This is a genomic window from Paraburkholderia fungorum (assembly GCF_003610895.1).
GTDB lineage: Bacteria > Pseudomonadota > Gammaproteobacteria > Burkholderiales > Burkholderiaceae > Paraburkholderia > Paraburkholderia fungorum_B.
Genome location: NZ_MCAS01000030.1, coordinates 61,681 through 83,445, shown reverse-complemented (window position 1 = coordinate 83,445; position 21,765 = coordinate 61,681). Strand labels below are relative to the sequence as shown.

At 63.9% G+C, this 21,765-nt stretch carries 18 protein-coding genes and 1 riboswitch; of the genes, 6 read left to right on the top strand and 12 right to left on the bottom strand.

Translation table 11 applies throughout. The features are described 5' to 3' along the window. Nucleotides 1–2 precede the first annotated feature (2 nt). Nucleotides 3–1,100 carry a cobalamin biosynthesis protein CobW gene (cobW, locus tag BCY88_RS25485; protein WP_310796134.1) on the bottom strand — a complete coding sequence of 366 codons (1,098 nt, stop codon included), beginning with the start codon at nt 1,098–1,100 and terminating at the stop codon, nt 3–5. Between the two features lie 198 nt (nt 1,101–1,298). Next, nucleotides 1,299–1,578, bottom strand: a riboswitch (cobalamin riboswitch). A 150-nt stretch (nt 1,579–1,728) separates the two neighbouring features. Between cobW and BCY88_RS25480 the strand changes: the two genes are divergently transcribed. From BCY88_RS25480 to bluB, 4 genes are read left to right on the top strand one after another with little or no spacing between them, the layout of a single operon-like run. Beyond that, nucleotides 1,729–2,178, top strand: coding sequence for a cobalamin biosynthesis protein (locus tag BCY88_RS25480; protein WP_120346948.1), 450 nt, complete (start codon nt 1,729–1,731; stop codon nt 2,176–2,178). Further along, nucleotides 2,175–2,777: a cob(I)yrinic acid a,c-diamide adenosyltransferase gene (gene cobO / locus BCY88_RS25475; RefSeq protein ID WP_120346937.1), complete on the top strand. Its 603-nt coding sequence runs from the start codon at nt 2,175–2,177 to the stop codon at nt 2,775–2,777. Before BCY88_RS25480 ends, cobO begins: the two co-directional genes overlap by 4 nt. A 3-nt stretch (nt 2,778–2,780) precedes the next feature. Beyond that, complete coding sequence (locus tag BCY88_RS25470; RefSeq protein ID WP_120346936.1) at nt 2,781–4,079, top strand: cobyrinic acid a,c-diamide synthase CobB; 1,299 nt, start codon at nt 2,781–2,783, stop codon at nt 4,077–4,079. Further along, a complete protein-coding gene (bluB, locus tag BCY88_RS25465; protein ID WP_120346935.1) occupies nt 4,063–4,722 on the top strand; it encodes a 5,6-dimethylbenzimidazole synthase in 660 nt (219 codons plus the stop codon). Before BCY88_RS25470 ends, bluB begins: the two co-directional genes overlap by 17 nt. Before the next feature lie 27 nt (nt 4,723–4,749). Here the strand turns inward: bluB and BCY88_RS25460 are convergent, their stop codons facing one another. From BCY88_RS25460 to BCY88_RS25425, 8 genes are all read right to left on the bottom strand, one after another. After that, nucleotides 4,750–5,394 carry a DUF4136 domain-containing protein gene (locus BCY88_RS25460; RefSeq protein ID WP_120346934.1) on the bottom strand — a complete coding sequence of 215 codons (645 nt, stop codon included), beginning with the start codon at nt 5,392–5,394 and terminating at the stop codon, nt 4,750–4,752. After that, on the bottom strand, nt 5,391–7,916 hold the full coding sequence (locus tag BCY88_RS25455; RefSeq protein ID WP_120346933.1) for a CHASE2 domain-containing protein: 2,526 nt from the start codon (nt 7,914–7,916) through the stop codon (nt 5,391–5,393). The genes BCY88_RS25460 and BCY88_RS25455 overlap by 4 nt, the downstream gene beginning before the upstream one ends. Nucleotides 7,917–7,982: 66 nt before the next feature. Beyond that, entirely contained in the window at nt 7,983–9,434 is a 1,452-nt protein-coding gene (locus BCY88_RS25450) for a FecR domain-containing protein (RefSeq protein WP_259461509.1), read from the bottom strand. After that, nucleotides 9,431–10,168, bottom strand: coding sequence for a response regulator transcription factor (locus tag BCY88_RS25445; protein WP_120346932.1), 738 nt, complete (start codon nt 10,166–10,168; stop codon nt 9,431–9,433). Before BCY88_RS25445 ends, BCY88_RS25450 begins: the two co-directional genes overlap by 4 nt. A gap of 596 nt (nt 10,169–10,764) precedes the next feature. Next, nucleotides 10,765–14,283 (bottom strand): DEAD/DEAH box helicase, encoded by a 3,519-nt coding sequence (locus BCY88_RS25440; protein ID WP_120346931.1) that lies wholly within the window; start codon nt 14,281–14,283, stop codon nt 10,765–10,767. A 203-nt stretch (nt 14,284–14,486) separates the two neighbouring features. Further along, nucleotides 14,487–15,266 carry a DeoR/GlpR family DNA-binding transcription regulator gene (locus tag BCY88_RS25435; protein WP_120346930.1) on the bottom strand — a complete coding sequence of 260 codons (780 nt, stop codon included), beginning with the start codon at nt 15,264–15,266 and terminating at the stop codon, nt 14,487–14,489. Between the two features lie 105 nt (nt 15,267–15,371). After that, a complete protein-coding gene (locus BCY88_RS25430) occupies nt 15,372–15,773 on the bottom strand; it encodes a type II toxin-antitoxin system MqsA family antitoxin (protein WP_120346929.1) in 402 nt (133 codons plus the stop codon). A gap of 2 nt (nt 15,774–15,775) precedes the next feature. Further along, a complete protein-coding gene (locus tag BCY88_RS25425; protein WP_120346928.1) occupies nt 15,776–16,072 on the bottom strand; it encodes a type II toxin-antitoxin system MqsR family toxin in 297 nt (98 codons plus the stop codon). Nucleotides 16,073–16,239: 167 nt separating this feature from the next. On the opposite strand from BCY88_RS25425, the gene BCY88_RS25420 reads away from it, so the two are divergent. Beyond that, nucleotides 16,240–18,744 carry a GcvT family protein gene (locus tag BCY88_RS25420; protein ID WP_120346927.1) on the top strand — a complete coding sequence of 835 codons (2,505 nt, stop codon included), beginning with the start codon at nt 16,240–16,242 and terminating at the stop codon, nt 18,742–18,744. Here BCY88_RS25420 and BCY88_RS25415 read toward each other — a convergent pair. The 3 genes from BCY88_RS25415 to BCY88_RS25405 all read right to left on the bottom strand — a co-directional run bounded on the left by BCY88_RS25415 (nt 18,741) and on the right by BCY88_RS25405 (nt 20,752). Beyond that, nucleotides 18,741–19,280 carry a cytochrome b gene (locus BCY88_RS25415; RefSeq protein ID WP_120346926.1) on the bottom strand — a complete coding sequence of 180 codons (540 nt, stop codon included), beginning with the start codon at nt 19,278–19,280 and terminating at the stop codon, nt 18,741–18,743. The genes BCY88_RS25420 and BCY88_RS25415 overlap by 4 nt on opposite strands. Next, nucleotides 19,277–20,368, bottom strand: coding sequence for a catalase family peroxidase (locus BCY88_RS25410; protein WP_120346925.1), 1,092 nt, complete (start codon nt 20,366–20,368; stop codon nt 19,277–19,279). The genes BCY88_RS25415 and BCY88_RS25410 overlap by 4 nt, the downstream gene beginning before the upstream one ends. Before the next feature lie 114 nt (nt 20,369–20,482). Next, a complete protein-coding gene (locus BCY88_RS25405; RefSeq protein ID WP_120346924.1) occupies nt 20,483–20,752 on the bottom strand; it encodes a DUF4148 domain-containing protein in 270 nt (89 codons plus the stop codon). Between the two features lie 181 nt (nt 20,753–20,933). Between BCY88_RS25405 and BCY88_RS25400 the strand changes: the two genes are divergently transcribed. Further along, the gene (locus BCY88_RS25400; RefSeq protein WP_120346923.1) at nt 20,934–21,659 is read left to right on the top strand and encodes an anti-sigma factor family protein; all 726 of its coding nucleotides are present in this window, start codon (nt 20,934–20,936) and stop codon (nt 21,657–21,659) included. Nucleotides 21,660–21,765: the final 106 nt, after the last annotated feature.

The window sequence follows — 21,765 nt, the reverse complement described above, 5'->3', positions numbered from 1 at the left end:
GCTTACGCCTGTTGCGGCTGGACGCTCGCCGCGCTCAGCGCAGCATCGAATGCCTGCTGCAGCGCGGCCTGGTCGAGGTCTTCGCCAATCAGCACGAAGCGGCTTTGCAGGCCCTCGCCCACTTCACCTTCCTGCCAGCGGCGGTCGAAGTAACTATCGAAACGGCGGCCCACGCCCTGGATCACGAGACGCATCGCCGCGCCCGGCAACGCCGCGAAACCTTTGACGCGGTAAATCGTCTTCGTTTCGACGAGCCCTTGCAACGCGGCGATCACGTTCTCGCGCGAGGACACATTCGCCTGCACCACCACCGAATCGAACTCGTCGTGGTGGTGATCCGCGTCGTCAGCCGAACCGTGGTGATCGTGACGCAAGTGGATCGTTTCTTCCGAAGCCGCCTCGAGACCCAGCAGCGTATGCAGATCGAGCCGGCCCATCTGCGCGCGCACGATCTTCACTTGCGGCGGAATTTCTTCGCGAATGACCGCTTCGACCGAAGCCTGATGCGCTTCGTCGAGCAGATCGGTTTTGTTCAGAATCACCAGATCGGCCGCCGACAACTGGTCCTCGAACAATTCGTGCAGCGGCGATTCGTGATCGAGATTCGGATCGGCCTTGCGCTGCGCATCCACTGCGACCGGATTGTCGGCGAACTGGCCGCTCGCCGTGGCCGGGCCGTCAACCACGGTGACGACCGCGTCGACGGTAAAGCTATTCTTGATCTGCGGCCAGTTGAAAGCCTGCACGAGCGGCTTGGGCAAGGCGAGACCGGAGGTTTCGATCAGTACGTGATCGATCTGCTCGCGGCGCTCGGCCAGTTTTTCCATCACCGGGAAAAACTCTTCCTGCACGGTGCAGCACAGGCAGCCGTTCGCGAGTTCGTACAGTTGGCCTTCGGTTTCGACGCCGTTTTCATCGCAACCGATGCCGCAACCCTTGAGGATTTCCCCGTCGATGCCAAGTTCGCCGAATTCGTTGACGATGACAGCGATGCGCTTGCCGCCCGCGTTCTGAAGAATGTGCCGCAGCAGCGTGGTCTTGCCGCTGCCGAGAAAGCCCGTGACGATGGTGACGGGAATCTTGCGCATTTGAGTTTGCATCGTGAGGTCCATCCGTAGGAGTTGCAGGTACACGCCGGGGCGTCTGCGCGTTTTGTCCGGACCGGTCACGCGAGCGGGGGCTCAGGCCCTGCAGGCAGCAACCACAGCAAAACACGGGGACGAACAACGGCGTTGCCGGAGCAACAGAAAACAGAAAACGGCAATGAAGCCATAAACGCACCGCCGCATCCCCGCGGGGTCGTTCTTCGTCGTCTGGCCGGTATCCGGGCTGGCGAAAGCGCCGCTTCCCCTTCCCGGACGAGTGGTTTCTCGCCCAGTGGTGATATGCCGACGCGGCCTTGCGCGTAGACATCGAAGCCGGCTCCGCGGCGCCAGACAATTCATCTGGAACCGCATTTCGCTTACCGTTGCGGGGGCAGCACAGGTTGGCCCGGTCCATGGCAGGTGGGCACCCTGTTTCCCGTTTAACTGCATGCGCACGAGCGCGCACACGAGCACCAAAGTGCGTGCGAGTTTAGGCCCCCAGCCCCATGCCGTCAAGGAAACGCGGGCGGCGACGAGGCCTTTGCGCGGTGCCGGCGCGGCCTGCCGTGTGCTATCGTATGCGCGCGTTTGGTGGCCGCCCCTACGGGCCGCCTCGACCGGCGCGATCCTCGCAGACCCCGTCATGAAAACACTCAGCATCGGCATCGGTTGTCGCTTGCACAGCTCGGCTGAGCAGATCGAAGCGGCTGTGCGCGCCACACTCGATTCACATGCGTTCGATGAAATCCACGCGATTGCCTCGGTCGACACCAAAGCCCACGAAGCCGGCCTGCTCGAATTCTGCGCACGTCACGCGCTGCCGCTGAAGTTGTTCAGCCGTGCGCAGATTGCGGCGATAGCCGTGGACGATCCGTCGGCGGCCGTGCGCGAGCACCTCGGCATAGACGGCGTGTGCGAGCCATGTGCGTTGCTCGCCGCGGCAGACGCATCCGATCGGGCCGTCTCCCGCAACGCGCGGCTGCTCGTGCGCAAGACCATTCACGACGGCGTCACGGTGGCGATCGCCTCGAGCATCGCCCAGCCCGCCCGCGAACAGACAAACAACGACTCTGAAGAACAGGACCTGCCATGAAGACCGATCCCGAATCGCATCAACGCATGACCGAACGCCGGCGCGAAGGCCATGAGAAAAAGCAGGCCAGCGCCACGCTCGAAAAAGGTCTGCTGATCGTCAACACCGGCACCGGCAAAGGCAAGACCACCGCCGCGTTCGGCATGGCCGTGCGCGTGCTGGGGCACGGCATGCGCCTCGGCGTCGTGCAGTTCATCAAAGGCGCGCTGCATACCTCGGAGCGCGACTTCCTCGGCGCAATCGCCCAATGCGACTTCGTCACGATGGGCGACGGCTACACCTGGAATACCCAGAATCGCGACGCCGACATCGCCACAGCGCGCAAAGGCTGGGACGAAGCGCGCCGCATGATCGAGAGCGGCGACTATCAGATGGTGATCCTCGACGAACTGAACACCGTGCTCAAGTACGAATACCTGCCGCTCGACGAGGTGCTGTCGGTGCTGACCGCGCGCGCGCCGATGCTGCACGTGGTGGTGACCGGCCGCCACGCGCCCGACGCGCTGATCGAAGCCGCCGACCTCGTCACAGAAATGCGCATCGTCAAACACCCGTATCGCGAGCAAGGCGTGAAAGCGCAACGCGGCGTGGAGTTCTGAGCGGTGTCCGGCTGCCCCGCCCTGTTCATTAGCGCACCCGCCTCGGGTCAAGGCAAAACCACGATTACCGCGGGCCTCGCGTACTACCACCGGCGCCTGGGGCGACGCGTGCGTGTGTTCAAGACGGGCCCCGACTTTCTCGACCCGATGATTCTGGCGCGTGCCAGCGGCGCGCCGGTACTGTCGCTCGATCTGTGGATGGTGGGCGAATCCGCCTGCAGAAACCTGCTCGCGCAGGCGGCGGCCGAAGCGGATCTGATCCTGATCGAAGGCGTGATGGGTCTGTTCGACGGCACGCCGAGCAGCGCAGACCTGGCCACGACGTTCGGCGTGCCGGTGCTCGCCGTTATTTCAGCGAAAGCCATGGCGCAGACCTTCGGCGCGGTCGCCTTCGGCCTCGCGCAATTCAGGCCGCAGGTGCCGTTTTACGGGGTGCTCGCCAATCGCGTCGGCTCGCCAAGGCACGCGCAAATGCTCGAAGAAGCGTTGCCGCCGGCGCTGCGCTGGTGTGGGCACGTCAGCGGCAACGACGGCATCGAGCTGCCCGATCGCCATCTCGGCTTGCATCAGGCAGCGGAGATCGACGATCTGGATACGCGTCTCGCGCGCGCCGCCGATGCACTCGCGCAAACCGCGCTGGCTGAATTGCCACCGCCGGTCGAATTCGGCGCGCCTGCATCAGAAGCCTTGCCGCGTCTTCTGGAAGGCAAGCGCATCACCATTGCGCGCGACGCAGCGTTCTCATTCATCTATCCGGCCAACGTCACGCTGCTAGAAGCGCTCGGCGCGCAGGTCGACTACTTCTCGCCGCTCGCTGACGAAGCCCTGCCGGAGCATACCGACGCCCTGTACCTGCCCGGCGGCTATCCCGAACTGCACGCGCCTTTGCTGGCGGGCAACACGCGCAGTGCCGCAACGATTCGCGCGCACGCTGCAGCCGGCAAACCGATCGTCGCCGAATGCGGCGGCATGCTTTACCTGCTCGAAGGTCTCACCGATACGCACGGCGTCAGCACGCCGATGCTCGGCCTGCTGCCCGGCCATACCAGCATGCAAACGCGCTTCACCGCGCTCGGCATGCAACAGATCGACAGTCTGCACGGCCCAATGACGGGCCACACGTTTCATTACTCGAAGCTGACCACGCCGCTCACGCCGCTGCGCCTCGCCACCCGGCCACACGGCGATGCCCCGGGCGAGGCCGTGTTCCGTGCCGGGCCGATCGTGGCGACTTACATGCATGCTTATTGGCCCTCCAACCCGGCCTTCACGGCCGCCCTGTTCCATGGCGAAGCCTTTTAACGATTCCGAACGCGCAGCCGTCTACCGCGCGATCTACGAACGGCGCGACATGCGTCACTTCGTGCGCGATCCGGTCGATCCTGCCGTGTTGCAACGCCTGCTCGACGCGGCGCATCACGCGCCGAGCGTCGGCTTCATGCAGCCGTGGCGCATCGCGCGTATCACCGACCCGGCCTTGCGCACGGCCTTGCACGCAACCGTCGAAAGCGAACGCCTCGCCACCGCCGACGCGCTCGGCAAGCGTCGCGAAGAATTCATGAAGCTGAAAGTGGAAGGCATGCTGGAATGCGGCGAACTGCTGGTGATGGCGCTCATGGACGGACGCGAGCGGCACATCTTCGGACGCCGCACCTTGCCGGAAATGGACCTTGCTTCGGTGGCCTGCGCGATCCAGAACATGTGGCTGGCCGCGCGTGCGGAAGGCCTGGGGATGGGCTGGGTGTCGCTATTCGACGTCGACGCGGTCCGCCAGTTGCTGCATATGCCCGAAGGTGCGCGGCCGGTGGCGATTCTATGTCTCGGCCACGTCGATCAGTTCTACTGCGAGCCCATGCTGGAAACCGAACGCTGGGCGACCCGTATGCCGCTCGCCGATTGTGTGTTCGAAAACCGCTGGCCAGAAGACGATAAAGCGCCGGAATAAAACGCGTGTTTGCCGGCGTCGGACGTTTTATGGCTGCAAAGGCGGAACCGGTTTGAGCGAAACCACCCCGGGCACGCCCCCCGTCTTTTCCATGCGCAGTTTCACGCGCCAGTCCTGCGGCGCATCGAAGGGAAATCTGGCCAACGCGCTCTTCACGAGCACGGGCATGGCGTGCAAGGGATCGGCATCGCGATCGCTGCTGGCCGCGCTCACTTTGTAGACTTCCCGCCCACTCGATTGCTCGAAAAACCGCAGCGTCAAAGTGTGCTGATACGCGCGTCCACCGAACAGCGCAAACGGCGGTTCGGGCGAGCGTTCGCACACGCCCGGCGCGCAATCCTTCGTGCCCACGCCGACCGTGGCCGGCCGCGTGTCATACGCAATCGACAGTAAATAGTGCGCGGGCTTGCCCGCCGTATCGATGAAGCCGTTCTTCGCCAGTTCGTCACGCAGCATGGTTTCGAATTGCGGATGATCCGCGCTGGCAGCCTGCGAAGGTATGCGCGCAATCGTATAGGTGCGCTCGCCCTGCAGCACGGCCGCGGGGTTCGCCGTGTGCACGTCGGCGTTCAGACCCGCGCATCCGGTCAGACTCGCCGCGGCCAGCACGGCACAGATCAATATCGCTTTCACCAGCTTCTCGCTTCGATAAGGTGAGGGTTCATAAGTCATCCGCGCGCCGTCGCGGCGGAATCGGACTGCACGTCGTCGAGTGCCGGCAGGGAAATCGTAAAAGCCGTGCCCTCGCCCGGTGCGCTGACCACCTCGACCTCGCCGCCATGACGCGTCACGACCGTCTTGACGAACGCCATGCCCAATCCCGCACCGCCCACTTCCGGCCGCTCCGTCTCGTGAAAACGCCGGAAGCGCTCGAACAGATTTGCTTGTTGTTCCTTCGAAATGCCATAGCCTTCGTCGCGAATCGTACACGACACACGCTTTACCGTACCGGGCGCACCCGCCCGCACGAGCCCGCCTGCCGCGTTGAGGTTCTTCAGGCTGTAGGTGATGCGAGTGTCCGGCGGACTGTACTTGACCGCATTGTTCAGAATGTTGACGAGCGCGCGCGTCATCAGCGAGCGGTCGGCGCAGATCCAGTGGCCGTCGTCTTCCTCGCCGGCTGCCTCGCTGTCCGTATCGGTTTGCAGCGTGATGCGTTTGGCGTGGGCCTGCGGCCAGACCTCGTCGCTGGCGTCGATCATCAGTTCGGTCATGCTCACCGGTTCGAGCACGTAAGTTTGCGATTCGGCGCGCGCAAGCTGGACGAAATCGTCGGCGAGCGTCAGCGCGCGCTGCGCATAGCGCTCGATGCGCTCCAGCAAGCCGCGCGCGAGCACCGGCTCGCTGCGCGCCCGTTCGATTTCCACCAGCGCCAGAATGGACGCCTGGGGCGAGCGCATGTCGTGCGAGAGCAGCCGCAAGGCGTCTTCCCGTTGACGCTCGGCCGCATGCAGGGCCGACACGTCGACCAGACCCGCGATCCAGCCGGTGGTCTCGCCTTGCTCGTTCGTACAGTTCGCATAGCGCAGCAGATGGTCGCGGTCATGGGCATCGCGCACCTCGACGCCTTGCGCCATCAGCGCGGCGAACTCGCGGCGTGCGGGATCGAGCAACGCCGGCCATTGGGCGTGCGCCAGCAGATTGTTTTCGGCATCCAACGCCGCGCCACTGTCGATAGTCTTGACCAGCGTCAGGCCGCCGAGCACCTGCCGCATCGGCCGGCCTTCCGGCAGCGGCGCGCCGAGGCGCGCGAAATGCGCCTTCGCGGCATGGTTCGCGATCAGCACGATTCCCTGCACGTCGCTCACCAGGATCGGCTCGGGCATGCTGTCGAGGCTGTCCCACACAAAGCGCTTCATGTCCTGCACGCGCTGCGCGGCCTGCGCCATCAGCGCCATATGCTGCTCCAGCACATCGCCGCCGAACTCGCGGCGGCGCTGAGGTGTTTCGGGCAGGAGGTGAGGCTCGTCGGCGAGGCGCTGCAACTCCTTGCGCAGATAGGCCATCGTCATTTCGAGGCGCCGCCAGTTCCAGATCGGATACACCACGATCAGACTGAAGATCGCCGGCACCGGCGACATCCATAGCCGCGCACCGTACAACAGGACCGCGCTGCCCGCGGTGGCGGCCATGCCCAGCGCAACGGTCAGCAGCAGCGAGCGGCGCGGCGACAACACCAGAAAACCGGCGAGCAATGCGGCGAGCGGCGCCAGCGATACCGCGAACAGCACCCACGGCTCGGCGGGCTCGAGCTCGCGCCCGGTCAGCAGCGTATCGAGCACGTTGGCGTGAATATAGACGCCAGGCAGCGGCCCCAGCTCGCCGGACACCGGCGTCGCAAAACGGTCGTACAAGCCGGACGCGGTCACGCCGATCAGCACGATGCGCCCACGCAACCGGTCAGCCGGGACCTCGCCCGCGAGCACACTGGCGAAACTCAGCTTCGGGTAATTCTCCGCATTCGGACCGAAGGGGATCAGGAAGCGGCCTTCACCTTCGTCATTCCCGTCGTCACCGGATAAGCTCGCCGCCTCGCCGGACGACTGCCTGCGCGGCCAGTCGTCCACCCGCAGCGTGCCTCGGTCGACGTCCCGCGCGACCGGCACCATCAATTGCGGCCAACGCGAGTCCGCGCCCCCCTCGAAGCGGGCGACGCTGCGCACGATACCGTCGTTGTCGACTTCAAGATTGATATGCCCCATGCCGGCCGCCGCATGCGCGAGCGGCGCCACCGGCTCGACCACGACACGCCGGCCCGCGCTGTCCGGCGGAGTCAGCAGCATGGGCAGATAAGTGGGGCTCAGGGCAATCGCGCGGGCGAGCTGGGCGTCTTCCGGATTGGCTTCGGTAAAGAGCACGTCGTAGATCACCGCGGCGGGCTTCGCCTTCGCGATCTGTTCGAGCAGCTTCGCGTGGACGCTGCGCGGCCATGGCCAGCGGCCAAGCTGCGCGATGCTGGCGTTGTCGATTTCAACCACCACGATGTCGCGCAGCAGCGGTTGCGCGCGCAGGCTCAGAAAGCGGTCGTAGACCAGGTTGTCGACGCTGGCGGTGAGACGGCCGAGCGAACTGAGCAGAATCACCGCAATGCCGAGGCAGCCGATACCCACCCATTCGAGCAGGAAGCGGCGCCCGGCGCGCCGCCCGAGGCGGGCGCGCGGATCGAGGCTCAGGCGCGTGTGTGGGTTGGGCAAGGCGTGACGTGGTTGAGGGCTAAGGGACCGGCGGGTCGCCGGCGCGGTCCCGTGAATCTACCAGCGTCAGCGTGCAAGCGTAAATGAGCGGACCGAACTGCTCTTCTCATAGAAGCGGCCATTCTCGAACTGCTCGGCGACGATCGTCCAGTAGTAGACGCCGCCCGGCAGATCGCTGACCACGACCTCGCCGCCCGTCAAATCGGTTCGATCGACGAGCGGATGGCTTAGATCAGCGGTCGTGGCCAGCACGAAGCGAAAGCGCGTCTCGACCGTGGAGCGGCTGACGAACCAGCGGAACTCGTAGTCGCGGCTGCCAGCACGCAAGCCCGCCGAGGCAGCGAGACCCAGTTGGCGCCGCTCGAAACCGTATACCTGCGGGAGGCCCTCGAGTCCGTTCGCGTCGATCGCGGCGATACGCACGAAATACGTGCCGTCGGCCAGTTCGCCGAAGTCCGCGTGCGGCGCGCTCACGCGCTGATCGCGGATCAGGTCGAGCTGATCGGCATCGCGCGCAATCTGCACGCGATAGGCCACGGCGCGCTCGGCCGGTACGAGGTCGAAAGCGACCGTTTTGCCGTCCTGCACTTTGGCCGGGTCAGCAAGCGCCGGCGCGGCCAGCAGTTCCACCGGCGCGCCAATCGCGCTGCCGGCGCGCGTGACGCTGCCAAAGCGTGCCTTGACGAGTTGCGCGGACGCCTGCAGCGGCACGCCAGGCGGTGGCGCATAAGCCCCGCCGGCTGCGGCCGGGTCGACGCCGACCGCGCCGTCCAGCACTTCCACTGCGGTGGTTTGTGCGTCGCCGTCGTAGGCGACCTTGAAACGCGTACCGCGCACGCCCGCTACCACCGACGGCGAACGGATCTGGAAGCGGTCATCCTTTTTGGTGGCATGCGTGACTTCGCTGGCGACTTCGCCACGCCGCAGACCGAGCACGCGATCGCCCGAGCCGGTCAGCACGGTACGCCGCAGCTTGTCGATATCGAGCAGGCCGTCCGGCGCCACCGTGACGTGCGAGCCGTCCGGCAGTTCCAGCGTGACAAAGCCGTTATGGCCGGTGCGGATGCGATCGCCCTCGCCGAGCGTCGTGCCCGCCGTGAGCGGCGTGTAAGGATTCTTGCCGAAAGCGTGCTCGGCCGGACCGCTCGTCGCGATCACGCGGGCCGACTCGGCATCCTGTTTGAGCCGGTCGGCAGGCAGCCGCAGCGCGATCCCGGCCGGCATACGGCGCGGTGCGGGCACGTGATTCAAACGGCTCAACATGGCCCAATCGCCGGCGTCGCGCAGATAGCGGCCGGCAATTTCATACAACGTGTCGCCCTCGTGGGTCACGTAGGAGACATAGACCGGCGCAACCGTGCGGGTGCGTTGCTTCGGCGCGCGGGAGGATTGCGCATCCGCCGATAGTGGCGCGAAGCACGTCATCGCGATCAGGCCGGCCGCTGCCAGCAGCGCGCCGGCGCGGCGCCCCGGCAAGCCTGTACAACCGGGCACTACCGCATCGAAAGCAGGCGTCACGCGTCCCCCGCTTCGGGGCGCTGTTCGGCCACCGCCGGCGGCGTGCCGGATTCGATCCGCTCGAGCCGGTACCCATAGCCGTAGATCGGCGTCAGACGATAGCCGTGCTCCGGGCGCAAGCCAAGCTTGCTGCGCAACATCGACACGTGCGTGTCCATGGTGCGCGATGGAATATCCGTGGCCTGCTTCCAGATCACATCGAGAATATGCGCGCGCGACAACGGCCGGCTCAGGTGCTGGAACAGCAGCAACGCAAGCTCGAACTCCTTCTGCGTCACCGCGACGGTCGCGCCGCGCACCACCACGTGTTTCGCGCCCAGATCGAATTCGAATTCGCCGAAGACTTCTTTCGCCGCCGGCGGCTTGAGGTGATAGGCGCGGCGCAGCAACGAGCCGACGCGCGCCAGCAGGACCGCTGCGGAGACCGGCTTGACGACGTAGTCGTCTGCGCCGGTGTTGAGGATCGAGGTGATATCGGTTTCGCGGCCGCGGCTCGTCATGAACAGGACCGGCAAGCGCTCGGAGAGGCTTTCGCGCACCCAGCGCAACACCTCTTCGCCCGACATGTCGGGCACGTTCCAGTCGAGCACCAGAAGGTCGAATGTCTGGCGCCGCAATTGCCGCACCAGTTCACGGCCCGCACCGAAAGCGTGACAGACGTGGCCGGCCGCCGACAGCGTTTGGCAAACAAGGTCGGCTTGCGCCGAATCGTCATCCAGAACTGCAATTCTCATAAAACCCCGCAACGCGACATGGTCCGTAGTTAATGGCCAGTGAGCCGGCAGATGACCGGGATGACGGCGCGAGCGCCGGCGATCCAGCTTCCTGTTTTCATCTCGGCTGCACGTTTTTTTTCGAAAATGGTCCCTTGCCTCGCACCCCGTTCGCTTCCACCGTCTTACTGTCTCGAAATTAGCGCGTATTTTTGGCTTTAGCGCGCTCATTATCAAGGGGGTAGATCATCATAATCGAAAACGACCCTGCTCTTTCCCGGATGCGATCATGCGACTATCCGGCTGGATCGGTTCGGTCATTGCGAACCGTCCAATGGGATATTTCCCAAAAGTCTCTCAGGTTCCGCCCGTTATTGAAATCGACCTCGGTGGGTCGTCATTTGGGTCGGTTGGTCTCGCCCGCACGGTGATTGGCCCCGTCTGCTCTTCGTCGTAGGTGGCCCCGCCCCCAGCGATTTGACAATTTGCGAGTTAGTATAGGAACAGTCTCAAAATAAATCGTTTAAGAATTGTTAGATCGATTGATTGAAACCCCAGGCTTTGGCCCATTGGCGGAAAACCCGGCGCTTTTGCATGTATGCGCCGGCCCGGAACCCTTACCGCCCGCCTTCAATCTCCGGCATCGGTGCGAATAGCGCGTCGAGATCGTCGTCCGAGAACTTGGTGGCACCGGCGGCGTCTTCAGAAAGAATACTGTCAGCGAGTCCCGCCTTCTGTTCCTGCAACTCCACGATTTTTTCTTCGATGCTGCCCGCCGCAATCAGCTTGTAGACGAACACCGGCTTGTCCTGCCCGAGCCGATGCGCGCGGTCGGTCGCCTGATTCTCGGCGGCAGGGTTCCACCACGGGTCGTAGTGAATCACCGTGTCGGCGGCGGTCAGATTCAAGCCCACGCCGCCAGCCTTCAGGCTGATCAGGAAGAGCGGCACCTCGCCTTGCTGGAAACGCTCGACCGGTGTAACGCGGTCCGCCGTGTCGCCGGTCAGGATCACATAGGGAATCGCAGCCTCCTCGAGCGCTTCGGCAATCAGCGACAACATGCCGGTGAACTGCGAGAACAGCAGCACGCGCCGCCCTTCTTCGATCAATTCGGGCAACATCGACAGCAACAAATCGAGTTTGGCCGAGCGCGTGGCGCGCGTGCCTTTGTCCGTTTTTTCGGCCCGTTCCGTTTTGCCGCGCTTTTCACCTGATTTCTCGCCCGGCTCGCCCTCTTGTCCATCCACCTGGATTTTCCGCACGAGACGCGGATCGCAACAGACCTGACGCAGCTTCAGCAAAGCATCGAGCACGATAATGTGGCTGCGCGCGAGACCCTGCGCGCTGACCGCCGCGCGCACCCGTTCCTGCATCGCCGTGCGCACCGTTTCATAGAGGTCGCGCTGCGCGCCTTCCAGATCGACCGAGCAGATGATGGTGGTCTTGGCCGGCAGCTCCTTCGCGACCTCGTCCTTACGACGGCGCAGCATGAACGGCCGGATGCGGCGCGCCAGCAGCGCGCGGCGCACGCCATCGCCGTTTTTCTCAATGGGATTGCGCCAGCGTTTGGTGAAATCCTTCTGACTGCCGAGAAAGCCCGGCAACAGAAAATCGAACTGCGACCACAGTTCACCGAGGTGATTCTCCAGCGGCGTTCCGGTCAAACACAGCCGATGCCGCGCCTGCAATCCGCGAATCGCCTGTGCGGCTTTGGTGGTTGCGTTCTTGACGTACTGCGCCTCGTCGAGAATCAGCAAGTGGTACTCATGCTCGGCGAGCACTTTCTGATCGCGCCACAGCAGTGCATACGTCGTGAGAATCAGTTCGTGCTCGCCGATCTGCTCGAAACGCTCCTTGCGCTGCGGGCCGTTGAGCACCAGCACTTTCAGTTCCGGCGCAAAGCGGCGCGCTTCCTCGCGCCAGTTGTGCACAAGCGTGGTCGGCACGACGATCAGCGCGGGACGCCTGAGCCGCCCGGCTTCTTTCTCCGCCAGGATGTGCGCGAGCGTCTGCACGGTCTTGCCGAGACCCATGTCGTCAGCAAGCACGCCGGCCAGATCGTGTTCGCGCAGAAACTGCATCCAGTTCAAACCCTGATGCTGATACGCGCGCAGTTCCGCTTTCAGACCACGCGGCACCGGCACCTCGTGCAAACCCGGGCCAGCCTGCAGACGCTGCGCCAGTCGGCGGATCGAATCGTCGCCCTGGAATTGCCAGCGGCCCGTGCTGTTCAATGCTTCGAGCCGGCCCGCATCGACGGAAGGCACACGCAGCGGCGCGCCTTCCGCCAGAGTGCCGCCGAGCGCATCGAACAGGTCGACCAGCACGCGCACCACCGGCTTCAGGCGGTCGGCACGCAGACGCAGGCGCTTGTTCTCCTCCGTCTTCAGCTCGATCGGCTCGTCGTCGGCGATCGCTTCGAGCGCGCCGCCAAGCCAGCGCCGGTCGCGCCGGAACAGATCGGCGAGCAGCGGCTCGAGCCGTACATTGCGCTCGCCGATGCGGATGCCCATCTCCAGATCGAACCAGCCGTCGCCCGCCTGCTGCGCGGTGCCGTCGATCGCGTCGATCTCGATGATGTTGTAGCGGAACGTCGGCGCCATCGTCACGCGCCAGCCCTGGTTCACGAGGTCCGGCACGGCGTCGTTGACGAAGGCGGACCACGATTCGGCATCCGGCAGGCCGAGCATCGTATCGGGCAAAAGCCGCGAGGCGGCCACGCGGCTGGTCGGGACTTTTTGCAGCCCGGTCCTGCGCAGTTCGAGCAAGCGCTTTTTTTCGGTGTCGTAGCGCCGGCGAATATGGATGACGTCGCCGCCCGGCATCGGCACGAGCGTGACGCTGCTGTCGACGTTGATACTCACGCCGTCGTAATCGAAGCTGACGCCGGCCAGTTCAACGGCCTCGGGCTTGCGCTGCCCCGCCTTGGCCGTAGACGGCAGTGCGTGGCTATTGAGCGTGAGCACCGGCACGGGATCGACGTCGATCACGCGGATCGAGGACGTTTCGTGCGTGGGCGGCAGCGGCAAGTCGGGGGCGATTTCACGCAGCACCGAGGCAACGAGCGGTGCTTCGGCGAGCGAGATCGGCGGCATGGCGAGGTAATCGGGCAACTGCTGGAACGGCAGCGACGATTCGACGATGCCCGCCTCATTGGCGACGCCGTCCACGTACCAGACCGGCTCGGTGGGCAGCACCATGGTGGCGCGCGGTTCGGTGCACAGCACGGGCCGCAGGCGTTCGTCAGCGAGCGGCTCCCATTCGATCCGGCCGGGCCGCTCGGCGCCGCGCGACAGCGGCGTCGGCCCCTCATGCCCCGGTGCCGGCGTGAGATCGAAGAACAGGCGCCCCGTGAGGATCAACTTTTGCAGCATCTCCGCGCCACTCGTGCCGCGCAGAACGAACTGGCCGAAATCCTCGCGGGAACGGCCGAGCCACAGCCCGCGCAGGATCGACAGGTCTTCGTCGGAGACGAACCTGGGTTGCTTGAGCAAGGCCGCTTCCACGTTGCTCCAGGGCTCGTCGACTTCGACGATGGTGCCGTCCGGCGTGCAGCGCGCCCGGTACAACACAACCTCATGGCGCATATGGAACCTGGACCAGTTCAGCAGATAAGCCAGCGTTTGGGACCGCGTGGCAGCCGCCTTCTGGGCGACTGCATCGGCGGCCTCGGCGCGCGCGCGAAAACGCTCCAGCCAGCTGACCAGCTCCGGGCGCACGCCGGATGGCGACGGCAGAGTCGTTCCAGACGGCGGCTGCGGGTAGCCGGCGAACGGCTGCGCATCTGCGTTGATATGTGCGTTGATATCGGTATTGATATCAGCGTCGCTGCCGACGTTGGTGATGTGGTCCATCTCGTCGTGATACTCGAGCTCGGCGAGCAGCAACGCGGCGACATGCTTGCAGTTGCCCCCGACCGGACAACTGCAGTCGCTCTGCGCCCATGGCCGGCCGCCATCGGTGCGAAACCGCACCCGCGTGTGGTACGGCAGCACGCGGGTGCCTTGCACGTAGCCGCTTAGCGTGGCGCCGTGCCATTTCACGTTCGTGACGGCGCCGACCGAACGCGCCTTGGCGACAGTGTGGTCACCCAGCCATTCCGTAATCCTTTCCCGATCAAAGAAAACTGACGACATCAGGATCCATCCCTATTCAAGCCGGCGGAGGCAAGCGTGTGCGGACGCGGCAAGCGCCGCGGCAGGCTGTGCGTATGGCGCCTGCCGGCGCGGTCGCGGCCTGGCATGATTGCCCGTGGTAACCGGCCATTTTACGCGTTGGCGGCAATGGGCTGTGGAGACGGTTTTGACCTCGGCGTGAAGGGCCGATGGCCTGGCCTCGCCTAGAGTGAGGGATCGATGGGCGCCCCGACCCGGACCTCCAGGTCCGCCGCCGCGAACACCTGAGCGAGCGCCGGCGCCGGTGCCTCGTCGGTCACCAGCAGATCGACCGCATCCGCGCCGAAAGCGTGCACCAGCGCGCTATGGCCGAATTTCGCATGATCCGCCGCGACCACGCGCTGCTCGGCCTGCGCGAAGGCCGCGAGCGAAAACGCCACGTCGGCCGGCAGTGCATCCATGAAACGGCCCTGCATGTCGATTGCGGTAACCGAGACAATCGCGTAACGCACGTGAAATTGGCGCAGGAAAGCCAGCACGCTGTCACCGAAGGCGGCGGAGTCGTCGGCGCGCAACTCGCCTCCCGCGATGAACACGCGGTTGCCGTTGCGCGGCGCCAGCACGCGAGCCACTTCGATTGAATTGGTCACCACCGTCAGGCGCGAGCGCGCGCTGAGCGCCTGAGCGATATGCAGACAGGTGGTGCCGCCCTCGAGGATCAGCGAGTCGCCGTCCCTTACCAGCTCGGCAATGCGCGCGCCAATAGCCTGCTTGCCCCCACGGCTTGCCACCATGCGCCGCTGGAATGGCGGCTCGTCGAGACGCTCGGGCAGCATGATGCCGCCGTGCACCTTGATGAGCAGGCCGTCCGCGATCAGCGGCTTGATATTGCGACGGATGGTCTCGTCGGAAACCTCGAAGCGACCGGCGAGATCGGTGATCGTGCAGGTGCGCTGCTCGCGGACGAGCCGCAGGATTTCGGCTTGGCGTTGGGTGGAGAACATAGGGTGGGGATCGGGATGGCAGAGGCCAGTCTAGCAAACACCCTCATCATTCGCCAAGAAAACCCAACGCATTTCCATACAAACCCACAATCCGGATAGGAAAGCTCAACTCGCCCTGACTTCCGCCAACAATTCCGGATGCCGATCCAGCACCTTCAACAGCTTGATCAGAGCGAGCGGCGGCCGCGTCTTGCCATTTTCGTAGCGCGAGAAGGCGTTCACGCCGCCGCCAAATATCTCCGCCGCCTCGCGCTGGTCCAGATCGAGTTTCTTACGCACAGCAGCAATGAATGCGGGATCCACTTGCGAGGCATTCACCTCTTTATTGAAGGCCAGCATCATTTGCCCGGTGCGCGTCGCTTCCTCCATGCCGAGCACCGCCTCGTCGCACACCGGACAGTAGTCGCCCGTGACGGCCTCGAAGACGGCCGTCTCCCCCTTGTAGACATAGCGCATATTGCGCGTATCGCGCACCAGTTCGGCCGCTCCGCAGTTTGGGCATTTCATGCTCACCACTCCTTGAATGACACGACGAGAACGTCGTCGATCACCGTCAATTTCAGATAGACCATGCCTGCTTCCGTGACGGCACAGTAGACGTCCTGCCAGACCCGATGGTCCGCGTACGTGGTCATGCTTTTTCGAAAATTCGCCCGCTCAAGCGATATCAATGTCTCGACAATTGCGGCAGGCCCAAGGCCAAGTGCCGCAGCGCCCATTACCGCCGATTTCGTGATTCTGATTTTCCCTGCGCGAGCCAGGCTTTGGGCATCCGCCAGCGTGCAATGAGGCGTACTTTTTTCCACTCTCGCCTCCGATCAATATTAACCTACTTGGTTATCAAAAAGATAGCGTTATCGTCTGTTGCCGACGCATCCGCCGCATCCTTTGATCCCTCGCGAAGCAAATCGATCGTTGCTTTTTGCCAAAATTTGTTGCAATCTACGCGCGTTAATTCAACCAACTTCCACACATGTCCACATCCATCCCCACCCATGCCCGTGTCGTCATCATCGGCGGCGGCATTATTGGCTGTTCGGTCGCCTATCACCTCACCAAAATGGGTTGGAGCGATGTGGTGCTGCTCGAACAGGGACAACTGTCGTGCGGTACGACCTGGCACGCGGCCGGCCTTGTCGGGCAACTGCGCGCGCAGGAAAGCATGACCAGACTGATCCGCTATTCGACCGCGCTCTACGCCGAACTCGAAGCCGACACGGGCCTCGCAACCGGCTGGAAACAATGTGGCTCGCTCTCGGTGGCCCGCACGGCCGAACGGATGACGCAACTCAAGCGCACCGCCGCCGTCGCGCGCGCCTATGGCGTGGCGTGCGACGTGATCAGCCCGCAGGAAGCCGGAGATCTATGGCCGGTGATGCGCACCGACGACCTGCTCGGCGCCGTCTGGCTGCCCGGCGACGGCAAAGCGAATCCCACCGATCTGACCCAGGCCCTCGCCCGCGGCGCCCGCACACGCGGTGCGCGTATCGTCGAGAACACCCGCGTCACCGCGATCCATACACGCACCGCGCTAGAAGACAAAGCCAACGGCACCACAGGCGCGCGGGAAGTAAGCGGCCTCGCATGGCGCAACAAGGACGGCGAAGAAGGCACGATCGGCGCGGATATCGTCGTGAACTGCGCGGGACAATGGGCCAAGGCGGTTGGCCGCCTGTGCGGCGTAACCGTGCCGCTGCACTCGGCCGAGCACTACTACATCGTCACCGAACGCATTGCCGGCGTGCACCCGGACCTGCCGGTAATGCGCGACCCGGACGGTTTCATTTATTTCAAGGAAGAAGTCGGCGGGCTCGTCATGGGCGGCTTCGAGCCGAACGCGAAGCCGTGGGGCATGAACGGCATCCCGGACAATTTCGAATTCCAGTTGCTGCCCGACGACTGGAATCAGTTCGAAATCCTGATGGAAAATGCGCTGCAGCGCGTGCCCGCGCTCGAAACCGCGCAGGTCAGGCAGTTCTACAACGGCCCGGAGTCGTTCACCCCGGACAATAACTTCATGCTCGGCGAAGCGCCGGAGTTGCGGCGCTTTTTTGTCGGCGCGGGTTTCAATTCGATGGGGATCGCATCGGCGGGCGGTGCGGGCATGGCGCTCGCCGAATGGATCGTCGCGGGCGAACCGACGATGGACCTGTGGCCGGTCGACATCCGCCGCTTTGCGCGCTTCAACGGTAACGACACGTGGCTGCACGATCGCGTGAAGGAAACGCTTGGCCTGCACTATGCAATGCCCTGGCCGAATCGCGAGCTCGACAGCGCACGGCCGTTTCGCCGCTCGCCGCTGTACTCGCTGCTGCGTGAAAACGGTGCCTCGTTCGGCAGCAAGATGGGTTGGGAACGTGCCAACTTTTTCGCGCCGACGCCTGCCGAAGCACAGATCGACTACGCGTTCGGCCAGCAGAACTGGCTGCCGTGGAGCGGCGCCGAACATCGCGCGTGCCGCGAAGGCGTCGCGCTATTCGACATGACGTCGTTCTCCAAATTCCTCGTCAAAGGACGGGATGCAGAGAGCGTGCTGCAAGGCATCGTCACCAACGACGTCGCCGTGCCGCCCGGCACCACCGTCTATACGGGCATGCTCAACGAGCGCGGCACTTACGAATCGGACTTCACGCTGACGCGCCTCGCCGACGATCAATACCTGCTCGTCACCGGCACCGCGCAAACCACGCGCGATTTCGACACCATCGAAAAAGCGATTCCACACGACAAACACTGCACGCTGGTCGACGTCACCGGTCAATACGCCGTGCTCGCCGTGATGGGCCCGCGCTCACGCGCCTTGCTGCAAAGCGTGTCGAAAGCGGACTGGAGCAATGAGGCGTTTGCGTTTGGCCAAAGCCGCGAGGTCGATCTTGGTTATGCGACGGTGCGCGCTACACGTCTTACCTACGTGGGCGAACTCGGCTGGGAGTTGTACGTGCCGGTGGAATTCGCGGTAGGTGTCTACGAAACGCTGCACGCTGCGGGCAAAGCGTTCGGCCTCGTCAATGCGGGCTACTACGCGATCGATTCCTTGCGTATCGAGAAAGCTTATCGCGCATGGGGCCGGGAACTGACGCCGGATACGAATCCGTTCGAAGCGGGTCTCTCGTTCGCGTGCAAACTCGACAAGGACATCCCGTTCCGCGGCCGCGATGCATTGCTGAAATTGCGCGCCGAACCGATTCACCGCCGTATGGTGGTGCTAACCGCCGACGGCGCCGCCAATCGCATGCTGTGGGGCGGCGAAGCCATTCTGCGCAATGGCAAGCCAGTCGGTTTCGTCAGTTCGGCGGCTTTCGGACACACGCTCGGCTGCCCGGTAGCGATGGGCTATATCAACAATCCGGACGGCGTCGCCGACGCGGCCTACCTGAACGGCGGTCAATACATGATCGACGTTGCCGGCGATCTGCTGCCGGCGACCGTGCATCTGAAAGCGCCTTACGATCCACGCTCGGAACGGGTGAAAAGCTAACGCCCGCCGCGCGCCATACTCGAAAACACCCCATCGCGGCGAATCAGGCCATGAAAGAGCGCCGCCGCGAGATGCAGCAGCACAGTGGCAAACAGCGCGAATGCGAGCCATGTATGCAACGCGCGCAGTACTGCGAACAGTTCGACGTTATGCGGCGCGATCGGCGGCAAATGCAGCGGACCATATAGCGTGACCGGATACCCGGCTGCGGACAACATCGCCCAGCCGATCAGCGGCATCGCCGCCATCAGCGCATAGAGGACAAGATGCGACAGCTTCGCGGCGACGCGCTGCGGCGCCGGCATGTCCTGCGGCAACGGTGGCGTGCCGCGCCTGATACGCACGCCTACGCGCAGCATCACCAGCAACAGCAACGCAATGCCAAGCGGCTTGTGAATCGCCAGCAGCGTGTTATGCGCGTGCGACACGGTCGCAACCATCCCCACCCCGATGAACAGCATCGCGACGATCAACGGCGCCATCGTCCAATGCAGCGCTCGTGCGAGCGAACTGAAATGTGCTTGCCGCTGCTTCATGACTGGCCTCCGTTTTTCTGCGTTTGGTGGATCGCGGGGCGCAGCGTTTCTTCGAGCGTGCGCCGCTTATACGACAACGCGTAAGCCGCCGAGCGCGCCGCGAGCAACGGATCGTTCGAAGGCTGGATGCCCGCCGGCAAGATGGTCGGATCGAAATTGACATCGCGGCACGTGCCATCTTCTTGCGACGTCGAACGATCGATCACCAGCGTGCCGGCGTCGATATGCTGACGATCGTCGGGCCATTGCATCGTTGCGTCGTCGATGGGGTCGCCCGGCTGAGCGACCGTCAGGATCAGGTGCCAGCGCAACGGTCCGCTTTGCAGACGCTGGTTGAGATCTGCCTGAAGAAAGTTCTTTTCGGCTTTTTGCGCATCGGTGATCGGCGCATACGGCGTTTCAGGCACCATCGCCCAGCGCACGGCGTGAGTACTGCCCGCACTGTCCGTAAACCGGAACGCGTTGATGCTGTAGTACGCGGCGTTCGCCAGACTCGACGACGGCGGATGTGCTTTCACCCAGGCCTGAAATGGCCGGGTTTCCGGATATGCGTCATAAAACGCTTTCAACTTCGCGGGATCCAGTTTGCCGGTTGCGGCATCGGGTTTCGCTGCAACCAGTTGCTGATAGAACTGCGCGGGCGTATGAACCGCAAAGACGGGTGTCGAATTCATTCCAGTACGCCATTGCTCGCCGTTCTGCAATTGAAACAGCAAGGCCATGCTGCGCACCGGAGAGCTGGTGTCGGGTGCGGAAGGATTACCGCCTGGCACCGCAAAACGTCCTGTGACCGGTGTGCGGCCGCTGGCGAATACGGCGGCGCGCGATAGCGCCGCGCCGTTGCCGTTACTGTCGAAATAGCCCTCCACGCACAAGCCCTTTGCATGGTTGCGTCTGTAGCCCGGATGCGGCTGGCCGGCCACCGCTTCGAACGTATTGATGAAACGCGGCGCGGTGAGCCGCGCGGGTGTCAGCCAGCCCGCGGTATAGGCGAAGCCACCGGCAAGAGCCGCAACGACTGCGCCGATCGCGGCAAGCCGGCATGGCACGCATAGGGGTCCAGCATTGGGAACGGATGGTTTTGTCACGACGCCTCCTTGACGCTCGGAAAGATGCACTCATTGGTGAACACCCAATGCGGCGATCTATTCCATTCGATATCCGGCGCGTCCGTTCACGCCGCGCGCCGGATATCAATCGCGTCAATTGACGTTACCCACCGCCGCGCTGCCGCTCGCGACATGGTTCGCGGCAGCCGCCTTCGCCGCGAGTGCTTCCTTGTTGTGCTCGACCTGTTGCGCGAAGACGGGGCTCACATCCGGATACGATGCGTCGGTCACGTAGTCAAGGCCGTTCTGTTGAGCTTCGATCAATTCCTGGTACACCTGAGCACGTGTCTTGCCTTCGGCAAAGACGCTCGACGAAGCGGCAAGAATGACGACGGACAAGGCGGCAAAAGCGATCTTCTTCATGATGAACTCCAGAGAGTTTTGTGCGGGTTCGCATGAGGGAAAACCACCGGTCGGCGGTTTTTATTCCTGCATTGACGCCTCAAAAAAAACAAACTTCGAACGTGGAATAAACTCACCTCTGCACGTGTTTGCCGGTAGTTGACTGAAATCCGTTAGCTGAAATCCGACGAACGCCGCCACCATGACCTCAACCGACGCCCCCTCCGACCCACCGCTTTCCGAAGCCGACATTCAGGCGTATGCCGATGGCACGCTGAGCCCGGAGCGCGCGGCGTTTCTGCAGGACTATCTGGGCAAGGATCCGGCGGAAGCACGCCGGGTGGCGTTCTACGGCAGGCTGAACGCGCAGATGCAGCAGGCCTTCCAGACAAACGACGAACCTGTTTCAGGCCGTGCGCGAGGGTGGCGCGGCGCACTCCGCCAACTGACGGGCGCGAGGCGTCCGGGCAAGGCGCTCAATACCCTCGCGGCGCTGGTTCTGACGCTGGCGGCCGTAAGCGGCTGGTTGGCCGCCACCCAGGTATCCCGGCAGGCGCTCAACAATGCCGCCGTGATGGCGTTGGCGGAAATCGCAGCCGCACCGTATTCCGCCACGTCGCCGACGCGAACCGACGAATCCGCCCCGCCGCTCGCCGCGATCGGCTTACGGCTCGTGGATCAAAGGGTCCTATCGCTCGGCCCGTTCCAACGCGCCAACGAATTCGTCTATCTGAACGAAGACAACCAGCCCGTCGTGGTGATTTCCACCCTGGCACTGTTTGCACCGGCGCAGCCGCTGTGGGCCGCCCGTCGCATCGGCGAGATCCGCCTGCTGACCTGGACGGCGCAGCGCCAGCACTTCGTGGTCGCCGGCAACGCTCGTACGCGTCGTCTGATGCGTGCGGCCGATGTGATGACCCTGCGGTAAGCGCTCCGCCGGTTTTTCGCGCAACACCGCAAAAACAACGGAATAAAATGCGTCCACGTGTGTTCGCACTTCGAATACGCGTGGCGGTTCAATCGACGGACGCCCA

What these genes read in the sequence shown, in the direction of transcription:
- BCY88_RS25400 (WP_120346923.1), top strand. Translation starts at nt 20,934, where the DNA reads ATGACCTCAACCGACGCCCCCTCCGACCCACCGCTTTCCGAAGCCGAC.
- BCY88_RS25430 (WP_120346929.1), bottom strand. Translation starts at nt 15,773, where the DNA reads ATGAAATGCCCAAACTGCGGAGCGGCCGAACTGGTGCGCGATACGCGC.
- cobW (WP_310796134.1), bottom strand. Translation starts at nt 1,100, where the DNA reads ATGCAAACTCAAATGCGCAAGATTCCCGTCACCATCGTCACGGGCTTT.
- cobO (WP_120346937.1), top strand. Translation starts at nt 2,175, where the DNA reads ATGAAGACCGATCCCGAATCGCATCAACGCATGACCGAACGCCGGCGC.
- BCY88_RS25445 (WP_120346932.1), bottom strand. Translation starts at nt 10,168, where the DNA reads ATGAGAATTGCAGTTCTGGATGACGATTCGGCGCAAGCCGACCTTGTT.
- BCY88_RS25440 (WP_120346931.1), bottom strand. Translation starts at nt 14,283, where the DNA reads ATGTCGTCAGTTTTCTTTGATCGGGAAAGGATTACGGAATGGCTGGGT.
- BCY88_RS25415 (WP_120346926.1), bottom strand. Translation starts at nt 19,280, where the DNA reads ATGAAGCAGCGGCAAGCACATTTCAGTTCGCTCGCACGAGCGCTGCAT.
- BCY88_RS25405 (WP_120346924.1), bottom strand. Translation starts at nt 20,752, where the DNA reads ATGAAGAAGATCGCTTTTGCCGCCTTGTCCGTCGTCATTCTTGCCGCT.
- BCY88_RS25420 (WP_120346927.1), top strand. Translation starts at nt 16,240, where the DNA reads ATGTCCACATCCATCCCCACCCATGCCCGTGTCGTCATCATCGGCGGC.
- BCY88_RS25435 (WP_120346930.1), bottom strand. Translation starts at nt 15,266, where the DNA reads ATGTTCTCCACCCAACGCCAAGCCGAAATCCTGCGGCTCGTCCGCGAG.
- BCY88_RS25460 (WP_120346934.1), bottom strand. Translation starts at nt 5,394, where the DNA reads ATGACTTATGAACCCTCACCTTATCGAAGCGAGAAGCTGGTGAAAGCG.
- BCY88_RS25480 (WP_120346948.1), top strand. Translation starts at nt 1,729, where the DNA reads ATGAAAACACTCAGCATCGGCATCGGTTGTCGCTTGCACAGCTCGGCT.
- bluB (WP_120346935.1), top strand. Translation starts at nt 4,063, where the DNA reads ATGGCGAAGCCTTTTAACGATTCCGAACGCGCAGCCGTCTACCGCGCG.